General features: G+C 63.6%; 17 protein-coding genes and 1 tRNA gene. 5 read left to right on the forward strand and 13 right to left on the reverse strand.

Going from position 1 to position 22,765, the window contains the following annotated elements; all coding sequences use genetic code 11:
- Positions 1-255: transposase domain-containing protein (locus B5483_RS14980; protein ID WP_139384029.1), on the forward strand; the 255-nt coding region annotated here is incomplete at its 5' end.
- Between the two features lie 245 nt (positions 256-500).
- Here the strand turns inward: B5483_RS14980 and B5483_RS14985 are convergent.
- From B5483_RS14985 to B5483_RS15020, 8 genes are all read right to left on the reverse strand, one after another.
- Positions 501-2,219 carry a DUF6119 family protein gene (locus tag B5483_RS14985; RefSeq protein ID WP_079731017.1) on the reverse strand — a complete coding sequence of 573 codons (1,719 nt, stop codon included), beginning with the start codon at positions 2,217-2,219 and terminating at the stop codon, positions 501-503.
- Between the two features lie 192 nt (positions 2,220-2,411).
- Positions 2,412-3,080, reverse strand: coding sequence for a DUF7002 family protein (locus tag B5483_RS14990; RefSeq protein WP_139384030.1), 669 nt, complete (start codon positions 3,078-3,080; stop codon positions 2,412-2,414).
- Positions 3,077-4,705 (reverse strand): adenylosuccinate synthetase, encoded by a 1,629-nt coding sequence (locus B5483_RS14995; RefSeq protein ID WP_079731018.1) that lies wholly within the window; start codon positions 4,703-4,705, stop codon positions 3,077-3,079. The genes B5483_RS14990 and B5483_RS14995 overlap by 4 nt, the downstream gene beginning before the upstream one ends.
- Entirely contained in the window at positions 4,705-6,045 is a 1,341-nt protein-coding gene (locus B5483_RS15000; RefSeq protein ID WP_079731019.1) for an ImmA/IrrE family metallo-endopeptidase, read from the reverse strand. Before B5483_RS15000 ends, B5483_RS14995 begins: the two co-directional genes overlap by 1 nt.
- A 415-nt stretch (positions 6,046-6,460) precedes the next feature.
- Positions 6,461-6,536, reverse strand: a tRNA-Thr gene (locus B5483_RS15005).
- Positions 6,537-6,642: 106 nt separating this feature from the next.
- The gene (locus B5483_RS15010) at positions 6,643-8,373 is read right to left on the reverse strand and encodes a DUF885 domain-containing protein (RefSeq protein WP_079731020.1); all 1,731 of its coding nucleotides are present in this window, start codon (positions 8,371-8,373) and stop codon (positions 6,643-6,645) included.
- 80 nt (positions 8,374-8,453) lie between these two features.
- Positions 8,454-9,362 (reverse strand): hypothetical protein, encoded by a 909-nt coding sequence (locus tag B5483_RS15015; protein WP_079731168.1) that lies wholly within the window; start codon positions 9,360-9,362, stop codon positions 8,454-8,456.
- Positions 9,359-10,678: a replication-associated recombination protein A gene (locus B5483_RS15020; protein WP_054946143.1), complete on the reverse strand. Its 1,320-nt coding sequence runs from the start codon at positions 10,676-10,678 to the stop codon at positions 9,359-9,361. The genes B5483_RS15015 and B5483_RS15020 overlap by 4 nt, the downstream gene beginning before the upstream one ends.
- Before the next feature lie 93 nt (positions 10,679-10,771).
- On the opposite strand from B5483_RS15020, the gene B5483_RS15025 reads away from it, so the two are divergent.
- Complete coding sequence (locus B5483_RS15025; protein ID WP_079731021.1) at positions 10,772-11,209, forward strand: hypothetical protein; 438 nt, start codon at positions 10,772-10,774, stop codon at positions 11,207-11,209.
- Positions 11,210-11,225: 16 nt separating this feature from the next.
- Here the strand turns inward: B5483_RS15025 and B5483_RS15030 are convergent, their stop codons facing one another.
- The 3 genes from B5483_RS15030 to typA all read right to left on the reverse strand — a co-directional run bounded on the left by B5483_RS15030 (position 11,226) and on the right by typA (position 15,111).
- Entirely contained in the window at positions 11,226-12,383 is a 1,158-nt protein-coding gene (locus B5483_RS15030; RefSeq protein WP_079731169.1) for a glycosyltransferase family 4 protein, read from the reverse strand.
- A gap of 140 nt (positions 12,384-12,523) precedes the next feature.
- Positions 12,524-13,009 (reverse strand): hypothetical protein, encoded by a 486-nt coding sequence (locus B5483_RS15035; protein WP_054946145.1) that lies wholly within the window; start codon positions 13,007-13,009, stop codon positions 12,524-12,526.
- A 269-nt stretch (positions 13,010-13,278) separates the two neighbouring features.
- Positions 13,279-15,111 carry a translational GTPase TypA gene (typA, locus tag B5483_RS15040; protein ID WP_079731022.1) on the reverse strand — a complete coding sequence of 611 codons (1,833 nt, stop codon included), beginning with the start codon at positions 15,109-15,111 and terminating at the stop codon, positions 13,279-13,281.
- Between the two features lie 388 nt (positions 15,112-15,499).
- Between typA and B5483_RS15045 the strand changes: the two genes are divergently transcribed.
- Both B5483_RS15045 and B5483_RS15050 read left to right on the forward strand, forming a co-directional pair.
- The gene (locus B5483_RS15045) at positions 15,500-18,049 is read left to right on the forward strand and encodes a TonB-dependent receptor (protein ID WP_079731170.1); all 2,550 of its coding nucleotides are present in this window, start codon (positions 15,500-15,502) and stop codon (positions 18,047-18,049) included.
- 202 nt (positions 18,050-18,251) lie between these two features.
- Entirely contained in the window at positions 18,252-18,707 is a 456-nt protein-coding gene (locus B5483_RS15050; RefSeq protein ID WP_054946148.1) for a DUF805 domain-containing protein, read from the forward strand.
- Here B5483_RS15050 and B5483_RS15055 read toward each other — a convergent pair.
- Both B5483_RS15055 and B5483_RS15060 read right to left on the reverse strand, forming a co-directional pair.
- The gene (locus tag B5483_RS15055) at positions 18,704-21,226 is read right to left on the reverse strand and encodes an ABC transporter permease (protein WP_079731023.1); all 2,523 of its coding nucleotides are present in this window, start codon (positions 21,224-21,226) and stop codon (positions 18,704-18,706) included. The genes B5483_RS15050 and B5483_RS15055 overlap by 4 nt on opposite strands.
- On the reverse strand, positions 21,223-21,936 hold the full coding sequence (locus B5483_RS15060; RefSeq protein ID WP_054946150.1) for an ABC transporter ATP-binding protein: 714 nt from the start codon (positions 21,934-21,936) through the stop codon (positions 21,223-21,225). Before B5483_RS15060 ends, B5483_RS15055 begins: the two co-directional genes overlap by 4 nt.
- Before the next feature lie 37 nt (positions 21,937-21,973).
- On the opposite strand from B5483_RS15060, the gene B5483_RS15065 reads away from it, so the two are divergent.
- A complete protein-coding gene (locus B5483_RS15065) occupies positions 21,974-22,756 on the forward strand; it encodes an arylesterase (protein WP_079731024.1) in 783 nt (260 codons plus the stop codon).
- The last annotated feature ends 9 nt before the right edge of the window (positions 22,757-22,765 follow it).

A 22,765-nucleotide genomic window follows, 5' to 3' on the forward strand; every position in this document is an offset into this window, starting at 1 on the left:
GCGGAGCGGCCGCTGCGCAGCGTAGCTCGGGGCAGGAAAGCATGGCTGTTCGTCGGTTCGGATCGGGGTGGAGAGCGCGCCGCGATGATGTTCGGCCTCATCGGCACCTGTCGGCTGAACGACGTTGATCCGCTCGCATGGCTCACCGATGTCCTTAGCCGCATCGCCGAAATCCCACAAAACCGGCTGCACGAACTGCTCCCATGGAACTGGAAAGCCCTCCAGAACTCCAACCCGGCGGAATTAGCCGCCTGACCTTCTCAACCGTCGCTAACTCCGGCGCTAGCCAATGAGCTTGCACCGCCGCTAACTCGCGCGACTACTACCTCGCTGCAAGGCGGCCGCTATCGGATACGTACTCTCGAGGTCGAAATGCGGTCCTCGAAACCGGTCGTACGTCCACGTCCCGCTCAATGACTTCAATTGCCCAAGTGGAACGGCAGCTTTTGAACGAAAAGGCGGAAAATCGGGCGTTACGGGCCGAGGTCAGAGCAGCTGACTCAGGGGCCGAGAATGATTTGCCGGAACACGATTCCTACCTTGAAGCTGCGATCCTCAGTCAGAAAGCGGTGGCTCTGCATAAGCTCGTAGCGCGACATGAACGGAAGCTTCTCCAGCGAGAAATCGTCATCATCGTGGAGCACGCAAAACACGACGCAATAGTCCTTTTCGTTGAGTTCCGCTTTCTTCTCCGGGATCAGTGCAAGGAAGCCGGGCTTGTCTTTCGCAACATTGACGGGGTCAACATCGGCATCGATCCATGCCGCCATTCCGGTGCGGCAGGCGGTATCTGTCGAAAAGGCGTGGGCATAGAACCTGCCCTGCGTGAATAGGTGGCTGATCGATGCCGCGCCGGAGGAGTAGCGTTTGACGTGAATTATCGAGCGATCGGCATGCAGCAGGTCGCACACTTCGTATCGACGCTGTCCGGCGATCTCGAGCTTGGCCTTGTCGAGGAGATAGAGGTCCGCACAATCTTCCGCCGCACGACGGTTGAAAACCTCCTCGCGGTTTTCCTTCCGGTCGGCCTTGTAGATGTTGATACCGTGCGGGAGATAGGCGGGATCAAGCAGGAGATCATGATCGTCGAGGTACTGTTCGACCGACGCCTTCAGTTGCTCGGATACCTCCCGCCATTGCCCCGATGAGAGAACAAATGTCCGCCCATTCCATTCGACCTCGGCCACCAGGCATCGATAGGCATCCCAGCGAACGAAGGTTCGATCGAGCTCGGGATTGTACTCGAATATCTTCCACCCCTTGATGCGGGTCTCGTCGAGATCCTTCAGCCGGCGACGCTTGACGGCGATCAGGTCTGCGATGCGCAGATCGTCGAACGTCTCGATCTCTTCGACGCCATCCTTCTCGACGTAGGCAAACGAGCTGTCGTCGTCGGCGAGAAAGTCCGGCGGAGCGAGGTGAACAGCATTGAAATTCTTGGCTTCGATTGCTGCGCAGAGCAGGCGGTTCAGCTCCGCTATGACGACCGGGTCGCTCTCGTGCCGGAGGATGTCGTACACCTTCAGGTCGGTCTTGGTGTAGTCGTCTGATCCATATCGTTCTTCGAGCTTCCGGCAGAGCTGCGCGAGATAAGTCCAGGTCACTTCCTGATCCTTCGGGAACTTGATCAGGATGCTGTCCTTGCCGCGGAAGGAGTCGACCAGCTCCTTGTACTCTGTCTTCACATGGCCGGAGATCGTGCGGAGGAATTCGGACTCGGTGTTGATGCCAAACACGCCGAGGCTTGCCCCCGTGCTGGCCTGCCGCTCGGTCTGTCGGCTGATTGCCTCATGTGCGGCCGTCTGAATCCGCCGGAGTTTCTCGGCGTCGCAGATGTTCATCCCAACCTTGATCCCGAAGTCGTAGACGATCTGCTCCTTATCAAGGTAGCTATCGCCATGCTGGCCAAAGGCAGCCGCGTAGAACACATCGTCAGTGCCCTCCTTGCCGATGACTCGTAGTGCCATGAGGGCGCGTGGATATTTATTGAACGCCTCATAAGTGTATTTTTTCTCGGCGAAACCGGAGTTGAGGAACCGGAGCCAAGGGATTTGATCTTCGGTCTTCTGACCGCCGCCCCCGCGCTCGTATTTGATGTACCCCTCGAATTCATCGTTCGGCTCTATGTGGGTGTAGGTTATCAGATCGCCCTTTAGAAAGTCCTCGAAACCCTTGCCGCCCTTGATTCTGAAAAGCGTAATTCGCTTCATGTCCGACATAGAATCCGCCCCATACCTAGTAACGCCGCATCTATCACACCGCGCTGTAAGTTCGAAGGCCAGCTCGACAAAAGTGGGGATGATTGGGCAAGAACAAAGTAATGAATTTGGTCGAAATGGGGATAATTGACGCTCTGCATTGATACCAACGAGGATGCGCCATCCCTTTGCCTAAGGCATATCGGCTTTCGACTACTCTATTATCGACATTACTTCGCTACCGCGTTTAACGACGACCCTTCTCACATAGCGGGCAATATCTGGAACGGAGTAATCGATCGCCAGCTCAACCGCGCGCTCCGTTCGACCTCGCCGCGATCGCCAGTGGGCGTAGGGATACTGCGGTATGCGCGAAAAAATACCTTCGTCGCGCGGGTGCGGCATCGGCTTGGTGCAGCCACTGTTTATAGGGCAAAGCCAGATTTTGTCGCGATGGGCGTCCACCAGCAAGCGCGTATCGACCTCCAGAACATCGTGCTCATGATCCCTATAGGCCCCCGCCTGGGTGAGCTTGTGAAGCCGCTCCACCGACAGCCAGAAAAAGACCTTGGAATTAAGCAGTGCGTACCAGTCGCTCGGCTGGAGCCGCGATGGCAAAGCCCGCTTCAGACCGGAATCGCTCATCGGTATCTGGTCGCGTATGACAGCGCCGGGCAGACCGTCAGCGGCGATGGAGACGCTTTTGGGCCGGTGCGCGAGCTCGATCTGCGCTCGCTGAGCGCCGTCGATTTCGTACAGGTCCATGAGCGCCGAGGTGCTTAGCAACCCGTATCGTTCAATGGCCGGCCACGATCCACGCTCCGCCATATGGTAGAGCGTGGGGCAATTCGAAATGAGCTCGTCCAGCTCGGCATCGGTCACCAAGATCTCCTGTCAATTACGTTGCGCCAGTTGAAGTCGGTCGAGAGCAAGGAAACAGGCCGCCCCGAAACCCTCTCAACCTCTTCAACAAATCTGATCGTTTCGTCAGTAAGTTGCTCGAACCGGAAGGCCTTGCGGTTTTCGATCCCAAAATAGTCCACGAAGGTCAGCGCTATGTCCGTCGGCCCGTTCAACTGCACCGAATCCTTGAACTGCTCCCAATCAAACTCCGCGATGCGGCGCTCCTTATTCGTGGTGGTAGTGCGCTCGGCGTTCTTTAAAGGATCGAGTGGGATTCGGCTACGGTAGTGGATCTCTTCCATATCCACTTCATATTCCATCGGACCCGATGGCCCACCCACGCGAATAGGGTAGGTCCTGCATACCATGATAACCCTGCGCACGTTCGAAGGTGCAATGCCGGCATCCGCCAAGCATCCTGCGACCGTCGTATCGCGGCTGGTGACATGGGGATACTGCCCGTGGTGGAGACTGAGCGAGGTGCCTTGGGTACCTTCAAGAAGGATCCGGTGCCCTTTTACAAAGGCATCCGCAAGAACCTTGCGCGCACTCCCCAGAAAGGGCTGGAGGTCGCTGCAGTCCCGGGCGAGAAACAACTCGGTCCCAGCCTTATAGTCCGACCTGCCGGTCAATTTGCGCGCTGACGCGATCCCGACGCCTTGGGCGGTGGAGCTGATGTTGCCGAAACGGGCCTTCTCCTCCTCGATGTCGTCGCTGCTGATGACGATGGCCTGCCGATCGATGACTAAGCGCTCGCTGGAAATGCCGTGCTTGGCGATCTCGTCCAGCAGTTTCGTCGGATTGATCACCGCACCTGGGCCAAGCAGGAGCTTGGCATTGGGCGCCCGTTGCGTCCCCGAGGGCAGGTGAAAGTATTTTTCTGGCTCGGGCTCCGCAAAAACCTGATGCCCGGCGTTAGGGCCACCGACCCGAACGAGCAGATCATATTCCGGTGCGATGTGCCCGACAATATTGCCTTTTCCCTCGCTGCCGTATTGGCCGCCAATCAACACGTCGACCAACTTCTCGGCGCCTCGGGGATAGAGATTAAGGAGGGCAGTCGCTCGAACGAGCACACTCGCGGCTGAACATCGGCCTGTGTCGACGACCACGTCCGCGAGCTCGGCTAGAGACTCGATATTCCGTTCGGTCCTGTTCTTCTTTAACGCTTCATATTCGTGGACGGCATCGTCCGCACGCGAGCGATCGAGATAACGCTGCTTCAGTACCTTCGGATCAGCCTTCACGTGGATATGGAAAACCTCGGGACCGTACGCCCGACGGATGGCGTTCACCTGCCCCTCAATGCGGACACAATCGACTACGTAGAGCCCGCTCGGCGTCGGACGCTGCGAATTGGCGTCGATTTCCCGCTGCAGGGCTTCCGCAACCCATTGGCCGCCATCGTCCTTGTCAAGCTTCTCGCCGGCGCGCTGAAGCGATCGCCGTTCTATCGTAATCTTCGGAAGCTTGCGGAGGATGAGGTCCTTGGTTTTGATCACCATCGCGCCATGTTTCTCGCGCAACTGTTCAACCAAGGCAGATTTACCGGAGCAGATCGCCCCGGACACAAGCACCACTCTAAACGACGCTTGGTCGTTCATCAGCTGAAAAGCTCGAATTGCTCACGCTTGGGAGGAAGATCATAGACTGTCACCGCTAGGCCCGCCCTGACCAACTCGTCTTCGATTATCTCCTCGATAACCCCCCAATCGCCGCCCGCAGACCCGGTCCCGATCTTCGGCATATGGACGCTGGCGCCAATCCGTTTCGCGTGCGCCACCACTTCACGCAGACCTGCCTGCAGCGCCCTATAGCGCACCCGTGGAAACAGTGATGGCCCGAAACCCTCCTGCGCCACTATGCTTGCCAACGACACCCCCTCGTCCAGTTCGATGATCAGCGCCCGCCCCAGGCGCTCGTCTGCGGTCAAATGAATGAAACGCTGTGTATACTGCAGCTCCGCCTGAGGATACTTCCGTCCAAACTTCCTTGCTACTCCGCCGCCCCATTTGATAGCGCGGTTATTGACCAGCTGACAAATGATCTTTGGATCGTTGCCAAGCGGATCAAGTATGTTCCCATGAACATATCTTATGGGGCTCTTGCCGAATTGCCTCGATCCAAAGCGAACTACACCCGCGACCCTCGGATATCTTGTTCCGGGATATCCCGGAATGCCTACGAATTCGATCGCCGTGTCGCTTCCGGCAAACCAGTTTTCCACCGCACGATCGGTGTGGCCGATCGCTGTACAGTTGCGAGCAGCGCTTTCGGCGGGAAGCACGGTGCCTTCGACGTGCAGGAACGGCGCTAGGGGCGACGGCACCGCGTAATCGATACGATATCGACGGTCGGGCTCCAAATCGCCGATCGGAGATGCAAAGAAGACGGAAATCGGGGTCTCGGCGACCTTTGCCAAACGGATGAGAAAAGCTTCTGCGGAGACATCGTAGCGCCGGCGCTCACGCATAAGCTCTTCAATGGGCGCCACTTCCATCGCTGCAGGTAGGCTACCGATCGGCAACACGAATTCCGACGCCGCAATATTGCACAGCATTTCAAGTTGCCAATTATCCGATGCGGGGTCGTGGGCACTCCTGTTGCGGACTTCCTCGCGCCAATCCGGGAACAGCATATGCGCTAGTTCGTGCGCGATCGAAAAACGCACCCGTTCGCGGGGCTGCTGGGGGTTGAACTCGATAGTTGCGGTGTCGGATGTAGCAAGAAGCCGCGCGTCGGCGATATTCGCGTTGGCTGACATCCTCGCGCCAAGCAGTTCGACGATTTTGACGGGATTAAACGGCGGCCCCTCCCATCCCGCTTCCCGCGCCTTCAAGACGAGATTGCGTGCTGCTTCTTGGATTGCGGAAATCGGGTCGGTCCCCGGTGCGAGGGCTAATGCGGATTTGTTCGTCCAAGTTATGCCGACAGCGGTTACCATCTCCAACTGCTAAACCAAGCTAGCTCGTAGGACCAGAGTGAACGCCGCGCGAAAGTGACGGCTGCGGGATGGCATTGTGGTGTTTGTCATCTTCGACTCCTCGGTTGAAGGAGCCGAAAGCGTCTGCCTCTCGGTCGCGAGGCTCAACCACAGCGCGTTATCGGCGGCGCACTCAAAACATCAGGTCCAGCGCCATTCCCGCGCCAGCGGGCTCGTTCACGTCCAACCTCCCGGTCGTTCCCGAACTCGCGAAGCAGCGCGTGAATGATCGGCAGCTTGCCGTATTCGTCACCCGATTCCGATCAGTCGCCAACGTCCCAGCTGCAGCCGTGAGCATCTAGTGCCGCTCTGTTCCCCCAATGGGACCCAGCGGAGGGACACAGGTTCGCCGTATTCATCTAAGTCATTGAAAAAATGGTGCCGGCTACAGGATTCGAACCCGTGGCCCCCTGATTACAAATCAGGTGCTCTACCAACTGAGCTAAGCCGGCCCGGTGCGCCGCGCGATGACGGCTGCACGAAACAAGTCCGGCGCCCTTACCGCGAGGCAGGGGCGCCGGTCCAGAGTTTTGTGCGTTCGGTGCGAACGCTTTTGGATCAGAAGACGGCGTGGGGCGCGTCTTCGTGCATCATGGCCTTCCGCACCAGCGGGATTGGCGGGCCGCCGTAGCTCAGGAAAGTGTCGTGGAACTGCTTCCATGCGCCGCGGCCGCCGCGGCTGGCGGTCCAGTCGTCGCGCAGCTTGCGAATCATCAGCTTGCCCAGCGTGTAGTTGAGGTAGGCCGGATCATAGGTTCCGCGCGCGGCCTGCTGTTCGGCTGTGCCTTCGTCCTGGTAGCACTCGGTCATGAACATGCGCTTGGATTGCTCCTGCGTCATGCCGCGTGCGTGCAGCCCGATTGCCGACAGATAGCGGCAATTGCGCAGCAGGGCGTTGGAGAGCTCACCGACGTGGACACCGGGATCGCCGTCGCCAAGGCCGGCATCCCACATCATTTCCTCGGCATAGTGCGCCCAGCCTTCGGCGAAGGCATAGCCAACCCACAGGCGGCCCACCCATGACGGCGAGCGGTTGGAGTGGAGGAACTGCAGGAAGTGGCCGGGCATGACTTCATGCACCGAGGTGAACATCAGGTCGTTCTTCCCCGGAATGTAGTCCTGCTGTATCTGCTTCGACCACGAAGGGTCGGGCGGCGAGATGTAATAGATTGAGGGGATGCCCTTCTCGAACGGACCGGGCGGGTCGATGTAGGCGGAGTTCTGCCGGTTGTAGGGCGGACTTTCCTCGACCAGCGCCTGCTCGGTGCCGGGAATCGTGACGAGGTCGTGCGCGCGCACGAAGGCGGTGAGATCGGGGATCTGCTTGCGCGCGGCGGTGACCGGTCCGCCTTCGGGCTTGTCGGCCCGCATCTTGTCGAAGCAGCCTTGAATGTCCTTGTCCGGAGCATAGGCGGCGCAAGCCTTCTGCAACGCTTCCTGGTTGCGCTTGAGATCGGCCCGGCCAACGGCCTCGAGCGTGTCCAGCGGGGCGTCGACCGCTTCGGTCGCGGCCAGCATGCGCGAGAAACGCGCGGCGCCCAATGCGTAGTCCTGCGTCGGCGTGGCCGTGGCAAGCCAGTCCGCAAGCTGCTGCATCGCATTCGCCGCGGCTTCGGACGTGGCCTTGAACTCGGCCTGCAGCGCCGGGTCCTGCACGTCGGCAAAGGCGGCGCGGGCATCGCCGCGATAGTATTCCGCGAAGCCGCCGAAGCCGGCGACGCCCAGCCTGATGAAGCTGGCGGGCATCTGCGACTTTAGGTTGGCGCGGATATTCTTCGCGGCCATCGGCACGGCCTTGAAGAAGCTGATCATCGCCTTCATCCGCGTCGCCTTGTCGGCATAGTTGCGGCTGACATAGACATTCGGGTCGAGCCCGCCGTTGATGTACCAGGTCGGGTTGGTGTGCGGCTGGTCCGCGTCTTCGATCCAGAACAGGCTGCCCTTGGCTACCTGCACGAGGTAATCGCGCTCGAACCGGTCGGCCTCGGACAGGCCGGTGAAGGCATTGGCCTGATCTATCACCGAGTGGAGGAAGGCCGCGCGCTTGGCGAGACCTGCCTCGCTCCAGTCGGGCAGCCTGCCGTCGAACTGGTGCGCGCCCTGATAGACGGCGAAGGCCGGGTCTTCGGCCATCCAGCCCTCGATGGTCTTCTGGACGAAGGCCTTCCATGCACTTGCGGGGGCTTCGGCCGCAGGCGCGGCAGCCATTGGCGTTTCAGGTGGGGGCGCGGCGGTTGCACAGCCTCCCATTGCAAGGCAGGCGAGGCCTGCCAGCAGTCTGTGTTTCATGAGATAGTGTGTCCCTATCGGTTTGGTGGAGCGACGCCCGGACCGGGGGGAGGGGCGCCCTCGATGCGACAGGTTGTGGTCTATGCCGCGCCGAAGGTCCAGCCTTCTGTGCGGGCCAATTCCGGCGTCAGTTCAGCCGGTTGCCAGAGCGCCGGATCGAAGGCGGCGCGGCGCAACCAGGCGGCGGTGAGCAGCGCGTCGGTGGTGTGGTCGTCGATCGGGCCGCTACCTGCAACAGGCGGCGAAGCCAGCGCTGCAAGGGCATCTGACAGCGCTTCGAACGTCGTCATCTTGGCGCGCGAGGCCGAGCGGCCCGCGGCTACCGCAGCGAGCGTCGTGTAGATCTCGACGATGACGGAGCCGTGCGCCGGCAGCGGGTCGATGGGCCAGACCGGCACCGTGCCGCCAAGGCGATGGAGCATGCGCATCCCGGTCAGGCTGGACTTGCCGACTTGCGCCGCGCCGACGAGGTTGAAGTTCGAATAGGGCTTGCAGCCTGCCCGGGCCTGCGCCTCTTCGGTCACGCGCATGCGTCCGCGCCGGTGCGCGGCGTCGGGCAGGTGGAACTGCGCACCCTCGCGCCCGCCATGGCGGCGAAAATAGGCGCTGGCCTGCGCGTGATCGACGAAGCTGGTGGCGCACAGGTCTGCATCCCTTTCGCAGACTGCATCGATCAGGGCCCACAGGCCACGCGCATGATCCGGGCTTTCGGCCCAGCCCGGGAAGAAGGCCCCGGCATCGGCGAAAGGCAGCGAGATGCCGAGGTCCAGCCCGACCAGCGTGTCATCGGGAAGGTCGTTGCGCAGGAAGTCGAGCACGTCGCGGCGCGACCATACGGGGTGATGGGCAGGGTGCAGGGCTTGCGGCGCGGCGCCGGTCAGGTCGCACAGGCCCACGGCGATCCCTTTCTGCCGGGTGCCGATGGCGCCGGACCAGTCGATCGCCACGAAGTGCCGGAAGCGCGGCGCGTCTTGCGCTGCCGCGCTCACTGCTCGCGCCGCTCGGCGCGCTTGCGGTTCCACCAGTCGATGCGCTTGAGGATCTCGCGTTCGAAGCCGCGCTCGACCGGCGCATAGTAGGTTTGCGGATCCATCTCTTCGGGCCAGTAGTTGTCGCCGGAAAAGCCGTCTGGCGCGTCGTGGTCGTAGGCGTAGTCCTTGCCGTAGCCGATGTCCTTCATCAGCTTGGTCGGCGCGTTGAGGATATTGGCGGGCGGGCTGAGCGAGCCGGTTTCCTTCGCGCTGCGGAACGAGGACTTGAAGGCCATGTAAGCTGCGTTCGACTTGGGCGCGGTGGCGAGGTAGAGGCAGGCCTGCACGATCGCCAGTTCGCCTTCGGGCGAGCCGAGGAATTCGTAGGCGTCTTTCGCGGCAAGGCACTGGACCAGTGCTTGCGGGTCGGCCAGTCCGACGTCTTCCGAGGCGAAGCGTACCAGCCGGCGCAGGACGTAGAGCGGTTCCTCGCCTGCCGTCAGCATCCGGGCAAGGTAATAGAGCGCGGCCTGCGGATCGGAACCGCGCAGGCTTTTGTGCAGAGCCGAGATCAGGTTGTAGTGGCCGTCGCGGTCCTTGTCGTAGACGGCCATGCGCCGTTGCAGGAACTGGCCGAGCCCGGCCGGATCGAGCTTTTCCGCGATCTTGGCGGCATAGAGCGTTTCGGCCTGGTTGAGCAGGAAGCGGCCGTCGCCATCTGCCGAGGCGATCAGCGCCTCGCGCGCGTCGGCATCGAGGGGCAGGGGGCCTTCAAGCGCTTCGGCCTTGTCGAGCAGGGCGCCCAGGGCATCTGCGTCGAGGCGGTGCAGGATCAGCACTTGCGCCCGGCTGAGCAAAGCGGCGTTGAGCGCGAAGCTGGGGTTCTCGGTGGTCGCCCCGACCAGGGTTACGGTGCCGCGCTCGACGAAGGGCAGGAAGCCATCCTGCTGGGCCCGGTTGAAGCGGTGGATCTCGTCCACGAAGAGCAGGGTCCGCTGCCCGGCCCTGGCCGCCACTTCGGCCTCTGCGAACGCCTTCTTGAGATCCGCGACGCCCGAAAAAACGGCGGAGACCGCGGCAAAGCGCATCCCCACGGCATCTGCCAGCAGGCGCGCTGTGCTGGTCTTGCCGGTGCCCGGCGGCCCCCACAGGATCATCGAGGACAGGCGCCCGGCAGCGACCATGCGCCCGATCGCGCCTTCCGGCCCGGTCAGGTGCTCCTGTCCGACCACATCGGCCAGGGTGCGCGGCCGCAGCCGATCGGCGAGCGGAGCATCCTCGCGCGGTTCGTCGCGAGGCGTGGCTGGAATATCGTCGGCAAACAGGTCGGCCATGGGGCTTATCTAGCGAGAGTCGCGCGCAATTGCACCGGCCTGCCGAGCGCGATAGGCTTGCGCCCACAAGGAAATGCGAAAAAGGGGGATGCGATGGACGAGCGGCCCAACGTCAGGACCCCGTGGTACTTCTGGGCGGCAGCGCTGCTGTCGATCCCATGGAATGCCTTCGGCTGCCTCGACTTCACCCTGACGGTGACGCGCAGCCCGACCTACCTTGCGCAGTTTCCGCCCGAAATGATCGACTATGTCGACTCTTTTCCCGGCTGGGCGATCGTTGCATGGGCGCTGGGGGCCTGGGGCGCGCTGCTCGGTTCGGTCCTGCTGGTCATGCGTTCACGCTGGACTATCGCGGCTTTTGCCGCTTCGCTGCTGGGTCTTGCGCTGACAACGGTCTACCAGTGGACCGGCGAGGCGCCCGCGACCGTCACCGGAGCGGGCGGACTTGCGATGACCGCGCTGATCTGGATCGTCGCCATTGCCCTGCTGTGGTTCGCCGTGCGCATGCGGGCGCGCGGCGTGCTGAGCTGAGAGCGCCGGCGCGCGGTCAGGCCCGGGTGCCGGGCTTCTGGCGGATCAGGCGGATGTAGGTGTCGGCGACGGCCTGGTTGATCTTGTCCCAGCTGAACTCGGCGGCGCGATCCTCGCCGGCCCTGCCGTGGGCGAGCCGCAGAGCCGGGTCCTCGATGTAGGACTTGAGCGCCTCGGCGAACTGGTGGATTGCGCCGGGCGGCAGCAGGCGGCCGGAAACGCGATCATCGACGAGGCTCTGGCTGCCGGTCGCGGCGGCGGCGACGACGGGCAGGCCGCAGGCCATCGCCTCCAGCGTGACATTGCCGAAGGTCTCGGTGACCGAGGGATTGAACAGCAGGTCCATGCAGGCGACGGCACGGCCCAGGTCGGCACCCTGCTGGAAGCCGACGAAAGCGGCGCCGGGCAGGCGCGCTTCGAACCATTCGCGGGCCGGGCCTTCGCCAATTACGAGGACCTTGTACTTGACGTTGCGGCGGCGCAGTTCGTCGAGCGTGTCGGAAAAGACGTCGAGGCCCTTTTCCATCACCAGCCGGCCAAGGAAGCCGATCGCCACTTCGTCGTCCGCAATACCGTGGGCGCGGCGCCAGTCGAGGTCGCGGCGGCCCGGGTGGAAGATCTCGCGGTCGACACCGCGCGACCAGATGGAGACGTCATAGTTCATGCGCTGTTCGCGCAGGAGTTGCGCCATCGATTCGGACGGCGCGACCAGAGCGTCGCAGCGGCGATAGAAGCGGCGCAGGATCGCTTCGACGACCGGTTCGCCCCAGGCCATGTTGTAGTAGCGCAAGTAGGTTTCGAAGCGGGTATGGACCGAGGCCAGCACCGGCAGGTCGCGCTTGCGCGCCCAGGTCACGGCCTGGTGGCCTACCGGGTCGGGTGAGGAGACGTGGACGATGTTGGGCGCGAAGGCCTTGAGATCCTTGCGCGCCTTGCCGAGGATCGAAAGCGGGATGCGATATTCCGAGCGCGAGGGAATGGGCATGGAGTGCACGCCGATCAGGTCGCCAGTCGGTTCGAATGCGGGTTGGGGCACCACCGGCGCATAGACGCGCACCTTGGCGCCCTGGCGCAGGAGATACTCGGCGAGACGGTTGAGGGCCTGGTTGGCCCCGTCACGAACGTAATTGTAGTTGCCCGAAAACAGGGCGATGCGCAGGTCGGCGGTGTCCATGGTGGCGAGCGCCATAGCCTCCCCCGCCTCGCTTGGCGAGGGGGAGAGGTTCTGGATGGCATCCGAAGATGAACGAAATAGGGCGCGGCTTGCGTTTATGTCACGCAGGGACGCCCGCCCGGATGTGCCGCATGGGCCGATCAGTGACGATAGCGCCGTTCGTAGCGGTCATCCCGGTCATGATAACGGCGATCACGGCGCCAGTCGCGGCGATCATGGCGCCAGTCACGGCGGTCGTGGCGCCAGTCGTGGCGGTCCCGACCCCAGTCGTGGCCACGGCTCCAGCGTTCCCGATAATAGCGTCCGTAATAACGATCGTAGTAGCGGTCGCGGTAATAACGGTTCGGACGACCCTCGTAGTAATAGTAATACCCCGGATGGTCACGCACGGTCACATAGCGGCGCGAGGGGTAGTAATCGCGGTCGTAGTAATAACGGTCGCCATCGTCGGCCAGCGCTGCGCCGACCGCGAGGCCGATCAGGCCCGCACCGATCGCAATGGCTGCGTCGTCGCCGCCGTGTCGACGGTCATGCGCCTCGACCGGTGCGGCCATGGCAAGCGTCGAGGCCGCCAGCACGGCACCGAGGCCGAGTTTGGTGGCGAGGGATTTCAGTCTGGATTTCATGTGGGCGTCTCCCTTCGGATGGCCAACCGGGTGACGGCGGTATCGGTGGGCACGTTAGAGGGAGACCATGGCCGGCCGGGACTGAACCGGCACTGAACCTGTCGCAATTTGTAACAGGCCGTGCCGCGCACGCGGCAAGCCGATTGTGCAGTGACGCACTGTACGCTTCGGCAGGCTCAGGGCGAGCCGAGGTCTGCGGGCGAATCGGCCTGACCCGCACCAAGAAAAAAGCCTCCCCGAGATGGCCCGGGGAGGCTTTTTGGATCGGTTTACGCCGCTTCCTTCTTGCGGCTGGCCTTCTTGCGCTCGTGCGGATCGAGGATCGCCTTGCGCAGACGGATCGACTGCGGCGTGACTTCGACCATTTCGTCGTCGTCGATGTAGGCGATCGCCTGCTCGAGCGTCATGACCCGCGGCGGGGTCAGGCGGATGGCGTCGTCCTTGCCGGTCGAACGGAAGTTCGTCAGCTGCTTCGACTTCATCGGGTTGACTTCGAGATCGTCGGGCTTGGCGTTTTCGCCGATGATCATGCCCTCGTAGATCTTTTCCTGCGGCTTAACGAAGAGCACGCCGCGGTCTTCCAGCGAGTTGAGCGCATAGCCAACCGCTTCGCCGGTGCCGTTCGAGATCAGCACGCCGTTGAGGCGGCCCTCGATGGCGCCCTTGTGCGCGTCGTACTTCTCGAACAGGCGGTTCATGATGCCGGTGCCGCGGGTGTCCGAAAGGAACTCGCCGTGGTAGCCGATCAGGCCGCGCGACGGGGCCGAGAAGGTGATGCGGGTCTTGCCGGCACCCGAGGGACGCATGTCGGTCAGCTCGGCCTTGCGGCGCTGCATCTTCTCGACGACGGTGCCAGAGTATTCGTCATCGACGTCGATCACGACAGTTTCATACGGTTCGGTGCGGCTGCCTGCCTCGTCGGTGCCGAACAGCACGCGCGGACGGCTGATGCCGAGCTCGAAGCCTTCGCGGCGCATCGTCTCGATCAGGACGCCGAGCTGGAGTTCGCCGCGGCCGGCAACTTCGAAGCTGTCCTTGTCGGCGGATTCGGTGACGCGGATGGCGACGTTGGTTTCCGCTTCGCGCATCAGGCGGTCGCGGATCATGCGGCTGGTGACCTTGTCGCCTTCACGGCCCGCGAGCGGCGAGTCGTTGACGGCAAAGCGCATGGCCAGCGTCGGCGGATCGATCGGCTGGGCCTGGATCGCATCGGTGACCGAGGGATCGGCGATCGTGTTCGAAACGGTGGCCTTTTCGAGGCCGGCGAGGGCGATGATGTCACCGGCGCGGGCTTCGTCCACCGGCACGCGGTCGAGGCCGCGGAAGGTCAGGACCTTGGTGGCGCGGCCGGTCTCGATCACCTTGCCGTCCATGTCGATGGCGCGGATCGGGTCGTTGACCTTGAGTGTGCCCGACTGGACGCGGCCGGTCAGCACGCGGCCCATGAAGTTGTCGCGGTCGAGCAGCGTCGCGAGGAACGAGAACGGCGCGTCCACGTCGAGGTTCGGCGCGGGGACGTGTTCGACGATCTTCTCGAACAGCGGGGTCAGCGTACCCTCGCGGGCGAGCGGGTCGTAGCTGGCGTAGCCGTTGCGGCCCGAGGCGTAGAGAGTCGGGAAGTCGAGCTGCTCGTCATTGGCGTCGAGGCTGACGAAGAGGTCGAACACTTCGTCGAGAACTTCGTCATGACGGCCGTCGGGGCGGTCGATCTTGTTGACGACGACGATCGGCTTGAGGCCGAGGCCGAGCGCCTTGCCGGTGACGAACTTGGTCTGCGGCATCGCGCCTTCCGAGCTGTCGACCAGAAGGATCACGCCGTCGACCATCGAGAGGATGCGCTCCACCTCGGCGCCGAAGTCGGCGTGGCCCGGCGTGTCGACGATGTTGATGCGGTAGCCGTTCCACTCGATCGAGGTCGGCTTCGCGAGAATGGTGATCCCGCGTTCCTTCTCGAGGTCGTTGGAGTCCATCGCGCGCTCTTCCACGCGCTGGTTGTCGCGGAAGGTGCCGGACTGGCGGAAAAGCTGGTCCACAAGCGTGGTCTTGCCGTGGTCGACGTGCGCAATGATCGCGATATTGCGCAAGGGAAGCGGGGCGGACATCGTTAGCCTTACAATTCGAGGGGGCCAAATGGCATCATCGCGGTGCTGTTTGCTGCACCGCAAAATTGCCGCGCCCTTAGCCGATGCGAGTGATTCCGGCAAGCGGTACTGCTTGTGCGGACAATTGAACAATTGCTGTGGCGCGCGTGCCACAAGCATCGCCTATTTGTCGAAGATGGCAACGACTTAATTGTGTCGCGTTGAATTCCCTCGTAATTGTCGAAGCACTGAATGCGGCGCGTACTGTGCAGCGATAGACGCAGGCCGCCCGACGGGTTTGTACAGCGAGGATGGCATGAAAGGCTTTTCTGCAACCGCCGCCGCGGAGTTCTTCCGCGCGCGCGGAGCGACCACGGCGCGTCGCCGTCAATTCGAACGTGTTGGCCTGATGACTGGCGTTGCCGCGGCGGCTTGTGTCTTGACGCCCGCCGCCATGGCCCAGGACGCTGAAGGCTCCACGCTTTCCGCCGACGAAATCATCGTGACCGCGACCAAGCGCGAGCAGACCTTGCAGGATGTGCCGGTCTCCGTTGCGGTAACCAGTGGCGCGACCATCGAGCGGGCGCAGGTGCGCGATCTGAAGGATCTGCAGACACTCGTGCCCTCGCTGCGCGTGAACCAGCTGCAAAGCTCGGCCAACACGAACTTCTACATCCGCGGCTTCGGCAATGGCGCCAACAATGCCGGGATCGAGCCTTCGGTGGGCCTCTTCGTCGACGGTGTCTATCGGTCTCGCTCCGCCTCGATGATCGCCGACTTCCCGGACGTGGAGCGGATCGAAGTGTTGCGCGGGCCGCAATCGACGCTGTTCGGCAAGAATGCTTCGGCCGGCGTGATCTCCATCGTCACGATGAAGCCCCGGTTCGAACTCGGTGGCAATTTCGAGGCGACTTACGGCAACTACGATGCCGTGACCTTCAAGGGCCGCGTCACCGGGCCGATCAGCGACACGATCGCGGTGAGCCTGGCCGGCGGGCTCAACAGGCGCGACGGCATGGTCCGCGACCTTGGCACCGGCAAACGCACCAACGACCGCGACCGCTGGTTCACCCGCGGTCAGTTGCTGTTCGACAACCACGACAATCTGCAGGTTCGCCTGATCGGCGACTACGGCAAGATCGACGAGAACTGCTGTGCCGCGGTCAATCTGCGTCAGGCCCTGCCGACGGCGGCGATCTTCGCGCTGGGCGGCGCGGTGAACCAGCCGGACGAGAAATTCGACAACTTCACCTACAACAACCGGCTCTCGACCAACGACATCGAGAACTGGGGCCTTTCCGGGCAGGTCGACTATGACCTTGGCGATGTCCAGCTGACCTCGATCACCTCCTATCGTCGCTCTAACATCGTGACCGACCAGGATTCCGACTTTTCGAGCGCGGACCTTCTGGAGCGCAATTTCCAGGACCTGCGGATCAAGACCTTCACCCAGGAACTGCGGGCGAACTTCGACCTTGGGGAGCGGGTCCACGGCCTTCTCGGCGCCTACTACTTCAACGAGAAAATCGACCAGAACAACGAAGTCTTCTGGGGCACCGACGCACGCGGCTATGCCAATTTCCTCGTCCAAAGCCTTTCGGGCGGTGCGCTGAGCATCCCGACGCTGGAGACGACCTTCGGTGCGCTGGAAGGCGATCCGACGAAGTATGTCGGCACGTTCTATACGCCGGGCACCGGCCTGACCGAAGCCTACAAGCTCAAGAACGAGGCCTATTCGTTCTTCGGCCAGCTCGACTTCGAGGTCGCCCCGGGCCTGACCGTGACGGGCGGGCTCAACTATACCCACGACAAGAAGCGCTTCGCGACCGGAACGACATCGGACGATACTTTCGCGAGCATTGATCTGGATGCCGCGGCTTACGCGCCTTTCCGTCAGGTGCTGCTGTATCAAGGGGCGCTCCAGCAGGGTTTTTCGGCGAGCGACGCCGCCAATTACGCGGCAGCCAATGCCAACAACCCGGCTGCCAATCCGCTCGCCCCGCTGCGGGATCTGCAGTACTTCCCGCCGTTCATGAACGTGCCCAATGCCGTGGAAGCCGGCAAGGTCGGCGACGGCGATTTCAGCTTCACCGCTCGCGTTGCCTATGACCTGACGCCTTCGGTGAACGTCTATGCCAGCTTTGCGACGGGCTACAAGGCGGCCTCGGTCAATCTCTCGCGCGACAGCCGTCCGACCGCGACCGATCTCGCCGCTTTGCGACAGCAGGGGCTGGCCGTCACCAACCTGCGGGCTGGCAGTCGCTATGCCAACCCGGAGGATTCGACGGTCTACGAAGCCGGCCTGAAGGGGGACTGGGGCCTCGTTACCGCCAACCTTGCGGTGTTCAAGCAGACCATCAGGAACTTCCAGTCGAACATCTTTACCGGTTCGGGATTCCTGCTCGCCAATGCAGGCAAGCAGTCGGTCTTCGGCATTGAGTTCGAAGGCACGGCAAAGCCGGTCGAGCCGCTCCTCCTGAGCCTGTCGATGACCTACCTCGACGGCAAGTACAACAGCTTCGTGGCGTCGGGCGTGGGCGATATCAGCGGTTCGACGCCGCCGGGATATTCGCCGCTCTCGGTCACCTTCGGCGGCCAGTACACGCAGGAGATCGGCAACGGCGATGCTCTGATCCTGCGCAGCGATTATCACTACGAAGCGCCGTTCATGCTGGTGGAGGGCCTGCCCGGGCTGACTGTGACGGATACGAGCGGAGCCATCGTCGATGCCACCGCCGCGATCCAGGCGGCGCGCGACTTCAAGCAGGACATCAATGAGCTGAGCGCCTCGCTGACTTATGCGATGGCGAGCGGCGTCGAACTGTCGGTATGGGGCCGCAACCTGCTCAACGACCGGACGATCCTGCAGATATTCGACAGCCCGGCGCAGCCTGGCTCGATTTCCGGCTACCCGAACCAGCCGCGCACTTACGGCGTGGCGGCGCGCTATCGCTTCTGAGGCGAAGGCGCAGGCTGACCCGCGGCAAGGGAGGAGACGCGGGACCGGCTGACCGATGCAGGGGTGCGAAGCCAGGCGGTTTTGCATCCCTTTTTTCTGCGTCGGGCCTTCTGCTCCTGCGTCTCGCCCGCTGCCAGGGCGTTAACTTGCCGGAGGAGTGAACTGGACTATAGTGCGGCAATTCTATCGAGAGGGGCCCTACATGATCGAATACATGTTCATGCCGTTTCGGCGCTACGCCGAATTCTCCGGCCGTTCGCGGCGCATGGAATACTGGGCTTTCACCCTGCTCAACGTCATCGTCATCGCCCTGTTGGGGGTTCTGGCCGGCGTGATGGGCCTGTCGTTCTCGGCCTTGGCTGGCGGCGATGTCACCGGGGCCCTGTTCAGCGCGGGAACCATGCTGCCGCTCGCCCTGATCGGCATTTACGGTCTTGCGGTGATCGTACCAAGCATCGCGGTCACGGTTCGCCGCCTGCATGACCGCGACATGAGCGGCTGGTGGTACCTGGGCTTCATCGTCTTGAGCATGGTGCCGCTGGTCGGCTTCATCGCGAACATCGCGCTGATCGTGATCATGTTCCTGCCCGGCACGCCCGGCCCGAACCGTTTCGGCGAAGATCCCAAGGACCCGACGGGGGCGCAGGTCTTCGCCTAAAGCTCCCTGAGCGCGCGCGCCGGTTTCGCCCGCAGGAGCGGCAGCGAACCGGCGAGCGCGAAAGTCAGGATGAGGGCAAGCCCGGCGCACAGCACTGCGATGACGCGGGGCCAGTCGGGCAGCCATTCGAATTCGAACAGCTTGACGATCACCGCCCAGGCCATGGCGCTGCCGCTTGCCAGCGCGACGAGGGCGAGGACCAGCGCGATCAGGCCGTATTCCGCCACTTGCAGGGCCAGAAGCTGGGCCCGGCTCGCGCCCAGCACACGCAGGATCACGTTGTCATAGGTCCGGCTGGCGCGCGCGGCGGCGATGGCGCCGAACAGCACTGCCAGCCCCGCCAGCACTGCAACCGATGCCGCGGCAAGGATCGCGACCGACATCTGGCCGAGCAGATCTCGCGCCTCGCGCAGGATGCTGCCGGTCTCGATGACCGAACTCGACGGGAATGCGCGCGCCAGCTTCGGCAGCAATCCTGCGGTCGACGTGCCGGGTGGCACTTCGATGGTTGCGGCCAGCTTGTGCGGCGCATCGGCAAGGGCATTGGGTGAGAAGACCAGCACGAAGTTGAAGCCCATCGTGTCCCAGTCGATCCGGCGCAGCGCGGCGACCTTCGCGGTCCGTTCCACGCCGAGCAGGCCGATGGTCACGTAGTCGCCCACCTTGAGGCCGACGATATTGGCGAACTCCTCGTCGAGCGAGACGAGCGGCTCGCCGCGATAGAGCTCGGGCCACCATTTGCCGGAGGTCACCGTGCTGCCGTCGGGCACGTTCACCGAATAGGTCAGGCCGCGTTCGCCGCGCAGGGCCCAGGCGCCCTCGGGAATCTCGTCGAGGTCGGATACGCGCGTCATGTGGTCCCTGGGGCCATAGGCGATGATCCGTCCGCGCATGTTGGGCACCAGCTTCAATCCGGCGCCAGGGACGGTCTGCTCGACGGCATTGCGGAATTCGCCAGCGCGGTCCTGCGGCACGTCGAGCACGAAGAAGTCCGGCGCGCGTGCCGGCAAGGTGCGGCGGATATTGGCATCAAGGCTGGTCTGGACCCCGGCGATAAGGACGAAGGCAGAGAGGCCGAAGCCGAGCGCGGTGACCAGTGCGCCGGTCTGCGCGCCCGGGCGGTGCAGGTTCGCCAGTCCGGCCCGCAGCATCGGGTTGGCAGGCCGTGGCAGGCGTCTTGCCAGAAATCCGATGCCATGGCCGAGCAGCGCCAGAATGCCCAGCATCAGCGCCGCGCCTGCCAGGAAGCCGGATGTTACCATCGGCTGCGCGGCATTGAGCAGGGCCAGGGCGACAATCGCGGCAAGGCCAAGGCCGACCGGCAGCAGCAGGGCCTTGCGGTCGGCCGAAAGCGGCGACACCCGCGCGCGCATCAGCGCCATCGCCGGGAAGGAACGTGCCCGCGCCAGTGGAGGCGCGGCAAAGACCAGCGCGACGAGGAGACCGTAGGCCGCAGCCGTGGCGAGGGCCACGGGGGACACGGTGAAGCCCGTGTCGACCGGCAACAGGGAGCCGAGCGCCTCGGCCAGCAGCGGCGTGACCAGCACGCCCGCCAGCAGCCCTGCAAGACTGCCCGCCAAGGCGGCGACGCCGACTTGCAGCAGGTAGATCCGCGCGATGTCGCCGCTGGTCGCGCCCAGCACCTTGAGCGTGGCAATCGAGTTGCGTCGGGCCTCGAGGTAGGAGGAAACCCCGCCACCGATTCCGATGCCCGCGATGACGAGCGCGGCCAGTCCGACGAGGACGAGGAATTCGCCCATGTGGCGCACGAAGCGCTCGGTCGAGGGCGCGGCCCGGTCGCGGGTGCGGATTTCGAAACCGGCATCGGGGAAGCGCTTCTCGATCTGCCCCTTGACTGCGTCGGGATTGCGTCCGCCTTTCAGCTTGAGGCGGATCGCGCTGCGGTACATGGCACCCGGCGCGGTCAGTCCGGCGCGTTCGGGCAGGCCGATGGCCGAGATCGCGGTGTCGCCCAGCGAGAAGCCTTCGCCGAGCTGTTCGGGATCGGAAGCGATGATCCCCCCGACTTTCTGCGGCTGGCCGCCCAGCCGGAAGCTGTCTCCCACTTTCACGCCCAGCCGCTCGGCCGTGCCTTGCGCGATCCAGACCGTCCCCTCGGGCGGTGCGCCGACCTTGCGTCCGTCGCGCAGGGTGAGTTTGCCGTAGAGCGGCCAGTCCCCGTCGACTGCCTTGAGGGCCACCGGGGCGGTGAGATCGCCCCTCTGGGCAATCGCCTGCATGCGCAGGCCATTGGAAATCGTGCCGAGCGGTTGCAGGACCTTGCGTTCGGCCTCGGTCAGCCCGCGCTGCCAGACCCGCAATTCGACGTCACCGCCCAGGATCTGCCGCCCGCGCGTTGCCAGTTCGCTCTCGATCGAGCCGGTCAGCGTGCCGATGGCCGCAATCGCGCCCACGCCCAGGAACAGGCAGACGAGCAGCAGCCGCAGCCCCTTGAACCGCGCCGAAAGATCGCGCCGCGCGATGGTCCAGGCAGTTGCCCAGGGCAGGCTTGCGCTCATGCCGGCATCGTGTCGCTGGCGATGCGCCCGTCGGCGATGGTGACGATCCGCTCGCAATGGCTGGCAAGGTTTTCGTCGTGGGTGATGATCAGCAGTGTCGCGCCGCTTTCCTCGCGCCGGGCGAAGAGCAGGTCGATGATCGTCGAACCGGTTCGAGCATCGAGATTGCCGGTCGGCTCGTCAGCGAAGACCAGTGAAGGCCGCGCGGCGAGGGCGCGGGCGATGGCCACGCGCTGCTGTTCACCGCCGGACAATTGCGCGGGATAGTGGGTGAGGCGATGGTCGAGGCCGACGGCGGCCAGTTCCTCTTCGGCGCGCTGGCGGGCCGAGGACATCCCGGCAAGTTCCAAGGGTGTCGCCACGTTTTCCAATGCGGTCATCGTCGGCAGCAGGTGGAAGGCCTGCAGGACCACGCCGATGCGGCCGCGCCGGGCACGGGCCAGCGCGTCCTCGTCCATCCCGGCGAAATCCTCGCCGGCAACCGACAAACTGCCCGAACTTGCCCGTTCCAGTCCGGACAGGACCGACATCAGCGACGACTTGCCCGAGCCGGACGGGCCAAGCAGGGCAAGGGTCTGGCCTTGCGGCACGGTCAGGTCGACACCCTTGAGGATTTCGACGGCGCTGCCTCCGCTGCCCAGCGTCAGGCGCAGGTCACGGGCAACGATAGAGGCGTTGGAATGTCGGGAAAGGCTTGTCACCGCCCCCATATGGGATAGCAAAGGGCGATCCTACAAGGAGAAAGCCTTGCGCGCACTGACAATTTCCCTGCTCACGCTCCCGCTGGCGCTCGCCGCCTGCGACAAGGCCGCGACGCCGCCGGTTGCCGAAGAGACCATGAGTGCGCTCGAAGCGCCGCCGGCCATCCCGGTCATGGGACCGGAGCGCCCGATCCTCGCCTTCGGGGATTCCCTGCTTGCCGGATACGGTCTCAACGATGGCGAAAGCTATCCCGACCGGCTCGAGCAGGCGCTGCGTGGGCGCGGCATCAATGCGCGGGTCATCAATGCCGGGGTTTCTGGCGACACCACCGAGGCCGGGCTGGAGCGGCTGGACTTCACACTGAGCAGCCAGAAGGAAAAGCCCGAACTGGCCATCATCAGTCTGGGCGGTAACGACATGCTGCGTGGGCTGCCCCCGGCAACGACGCGCAACAACCTCGAAGCGATCCTGCAGCGCCTCAAGCAGGAGAACATCAAGGTTGTCCTGCTCGGCATGCTTGCCGCGCCGAACCTGGGCAAGGACTACGCGGCGAAGTTCAACCCGATCTATGCCCAACTCGCGGAAAAGTACGACGCGGCGCTGGTGCCCTTCTTCCTCCAGCCGGTGATCGACAAGCCGGACCTGATGCAGGAGGACCACATGCATCCGACCGCGCCTGGCGTGGATGCCATCGTGACGGCGACGGTGGACGATGTGGCCGATGCCCTGCCGACCGGCGCGGAAGCCGAAGCTTCCGAAGCGGCGCAGGGTGACGAGAAGGCCGTGCCGCCAATCGCCTCTGCCGGTGAGGAGAGGATTGCGCCCTGATCTCAGGCA

It is taken from the genome of Novosphingobium mathurense (genome assembly GCF_900168325.1).
Taxonomy (GTDB): domain Bacteria; phylum Pseudomonadota; class Alphaproteobacteria; order Sphingomonadales; family Sphingomonadaceae; genus Novosphingobium; species Novosphingobium mathurense.

Excerpts from the sequence above, each read along its gene's own strand:
- B5483_RS14985 (WP_079731017.1), bottom strand. The coding sequence starts at position 2,219 with ATGTCGGACATGAAGCGAATTACGCTTTTCAGAATCAAGGGCGGCAAG.
- B5483_RS14995 (WP_079731018.1), bottom strand. The coding sequence starts at position 4,705 with ATGAACGACCAAGCGTCGTTTAGAGTGGTGCTTGTGTCCGGGGCGATC.
- B5483_RS15000 (WP_079731019.1), bottom strand. The coding sequence starts at position 6,045 with ATGGTAACCGCTGTCGGCATAACTTGGACGAACAAATCCGCATTAGCC.
- B5483_RS15010 (WP_079731020.1), bottom strand. The coding sequence starts at position 8,373 with ATGAAACACAGACTGCTGGCAGGCCTCGCCTGCCTTGCAATGGGAGGC.
- B5483_RS15020 (WP_054946143.1), bottom strand. The coding sequence starts at position 10,678 with ATGGCCGACCTGTTTGCCGACGATATTCCAGCCACGCCTCGCGACGAA.
- B5483_RS15025 (WP_079731021.1), top strand. The coding sequence starts at position 10,772 with ATGGACGAGCGGCCCAACGTCAGGACCCCGTGGTACTTCTGGGCGGCA.
- B5483_RS15030 (WP_079731169.1), bottom strand. The coding sequence starts at position 12,383 with ATGGACACCGCCGACCTGCGCATCGCCCTGTTTTCGGGCAACTACAAT.
- B5483_RS15035 (WP_054946145.1), bottom strand. The coding sequence starts at position 13,009 with ATGAAATCCAGACTGAAATCCCTCGCCACCAAACTCGGCCTCGGTGCC.
- typA (WP_079731022.1), bottom strand. The coding sequence starts at position 15,111 with ATGTCCGCCCCGCTTCCCTTGCGCAATATCGCGATCATTGCGCACGTC.
- B5483_RS15045 (WP_079731170.1), top strand. The coding sequence starts at position 15,500 with ATGACTGGCGTTGCCGCGGCGGCTTGTGTCTTGACGCCCGCCGCCATG.
- B5483_RS15050 (WP_054946148.1), top strand. The coding sequence starts at position 18,252 with ATGATCGAATACATGTTCATGCCGTTTCGGCGCTACGCCGAATTCTCC.
- B5483_RS15055 (WP_079731023.1), bottom strand. The coding sequence starts at position 21,226 with ATGAGCGCAAGCCTGCCCTGGGCAACTGCCTGGACCATCGCGCGGCGC.
- B5483_RS15060 (WP_054946150.1), bottom strand. The coding sequence starts at position 21,936 with ATGGGGGCGGTGACAAGCCTTTCCCGACATTCCAACGCCTCTATCGTT.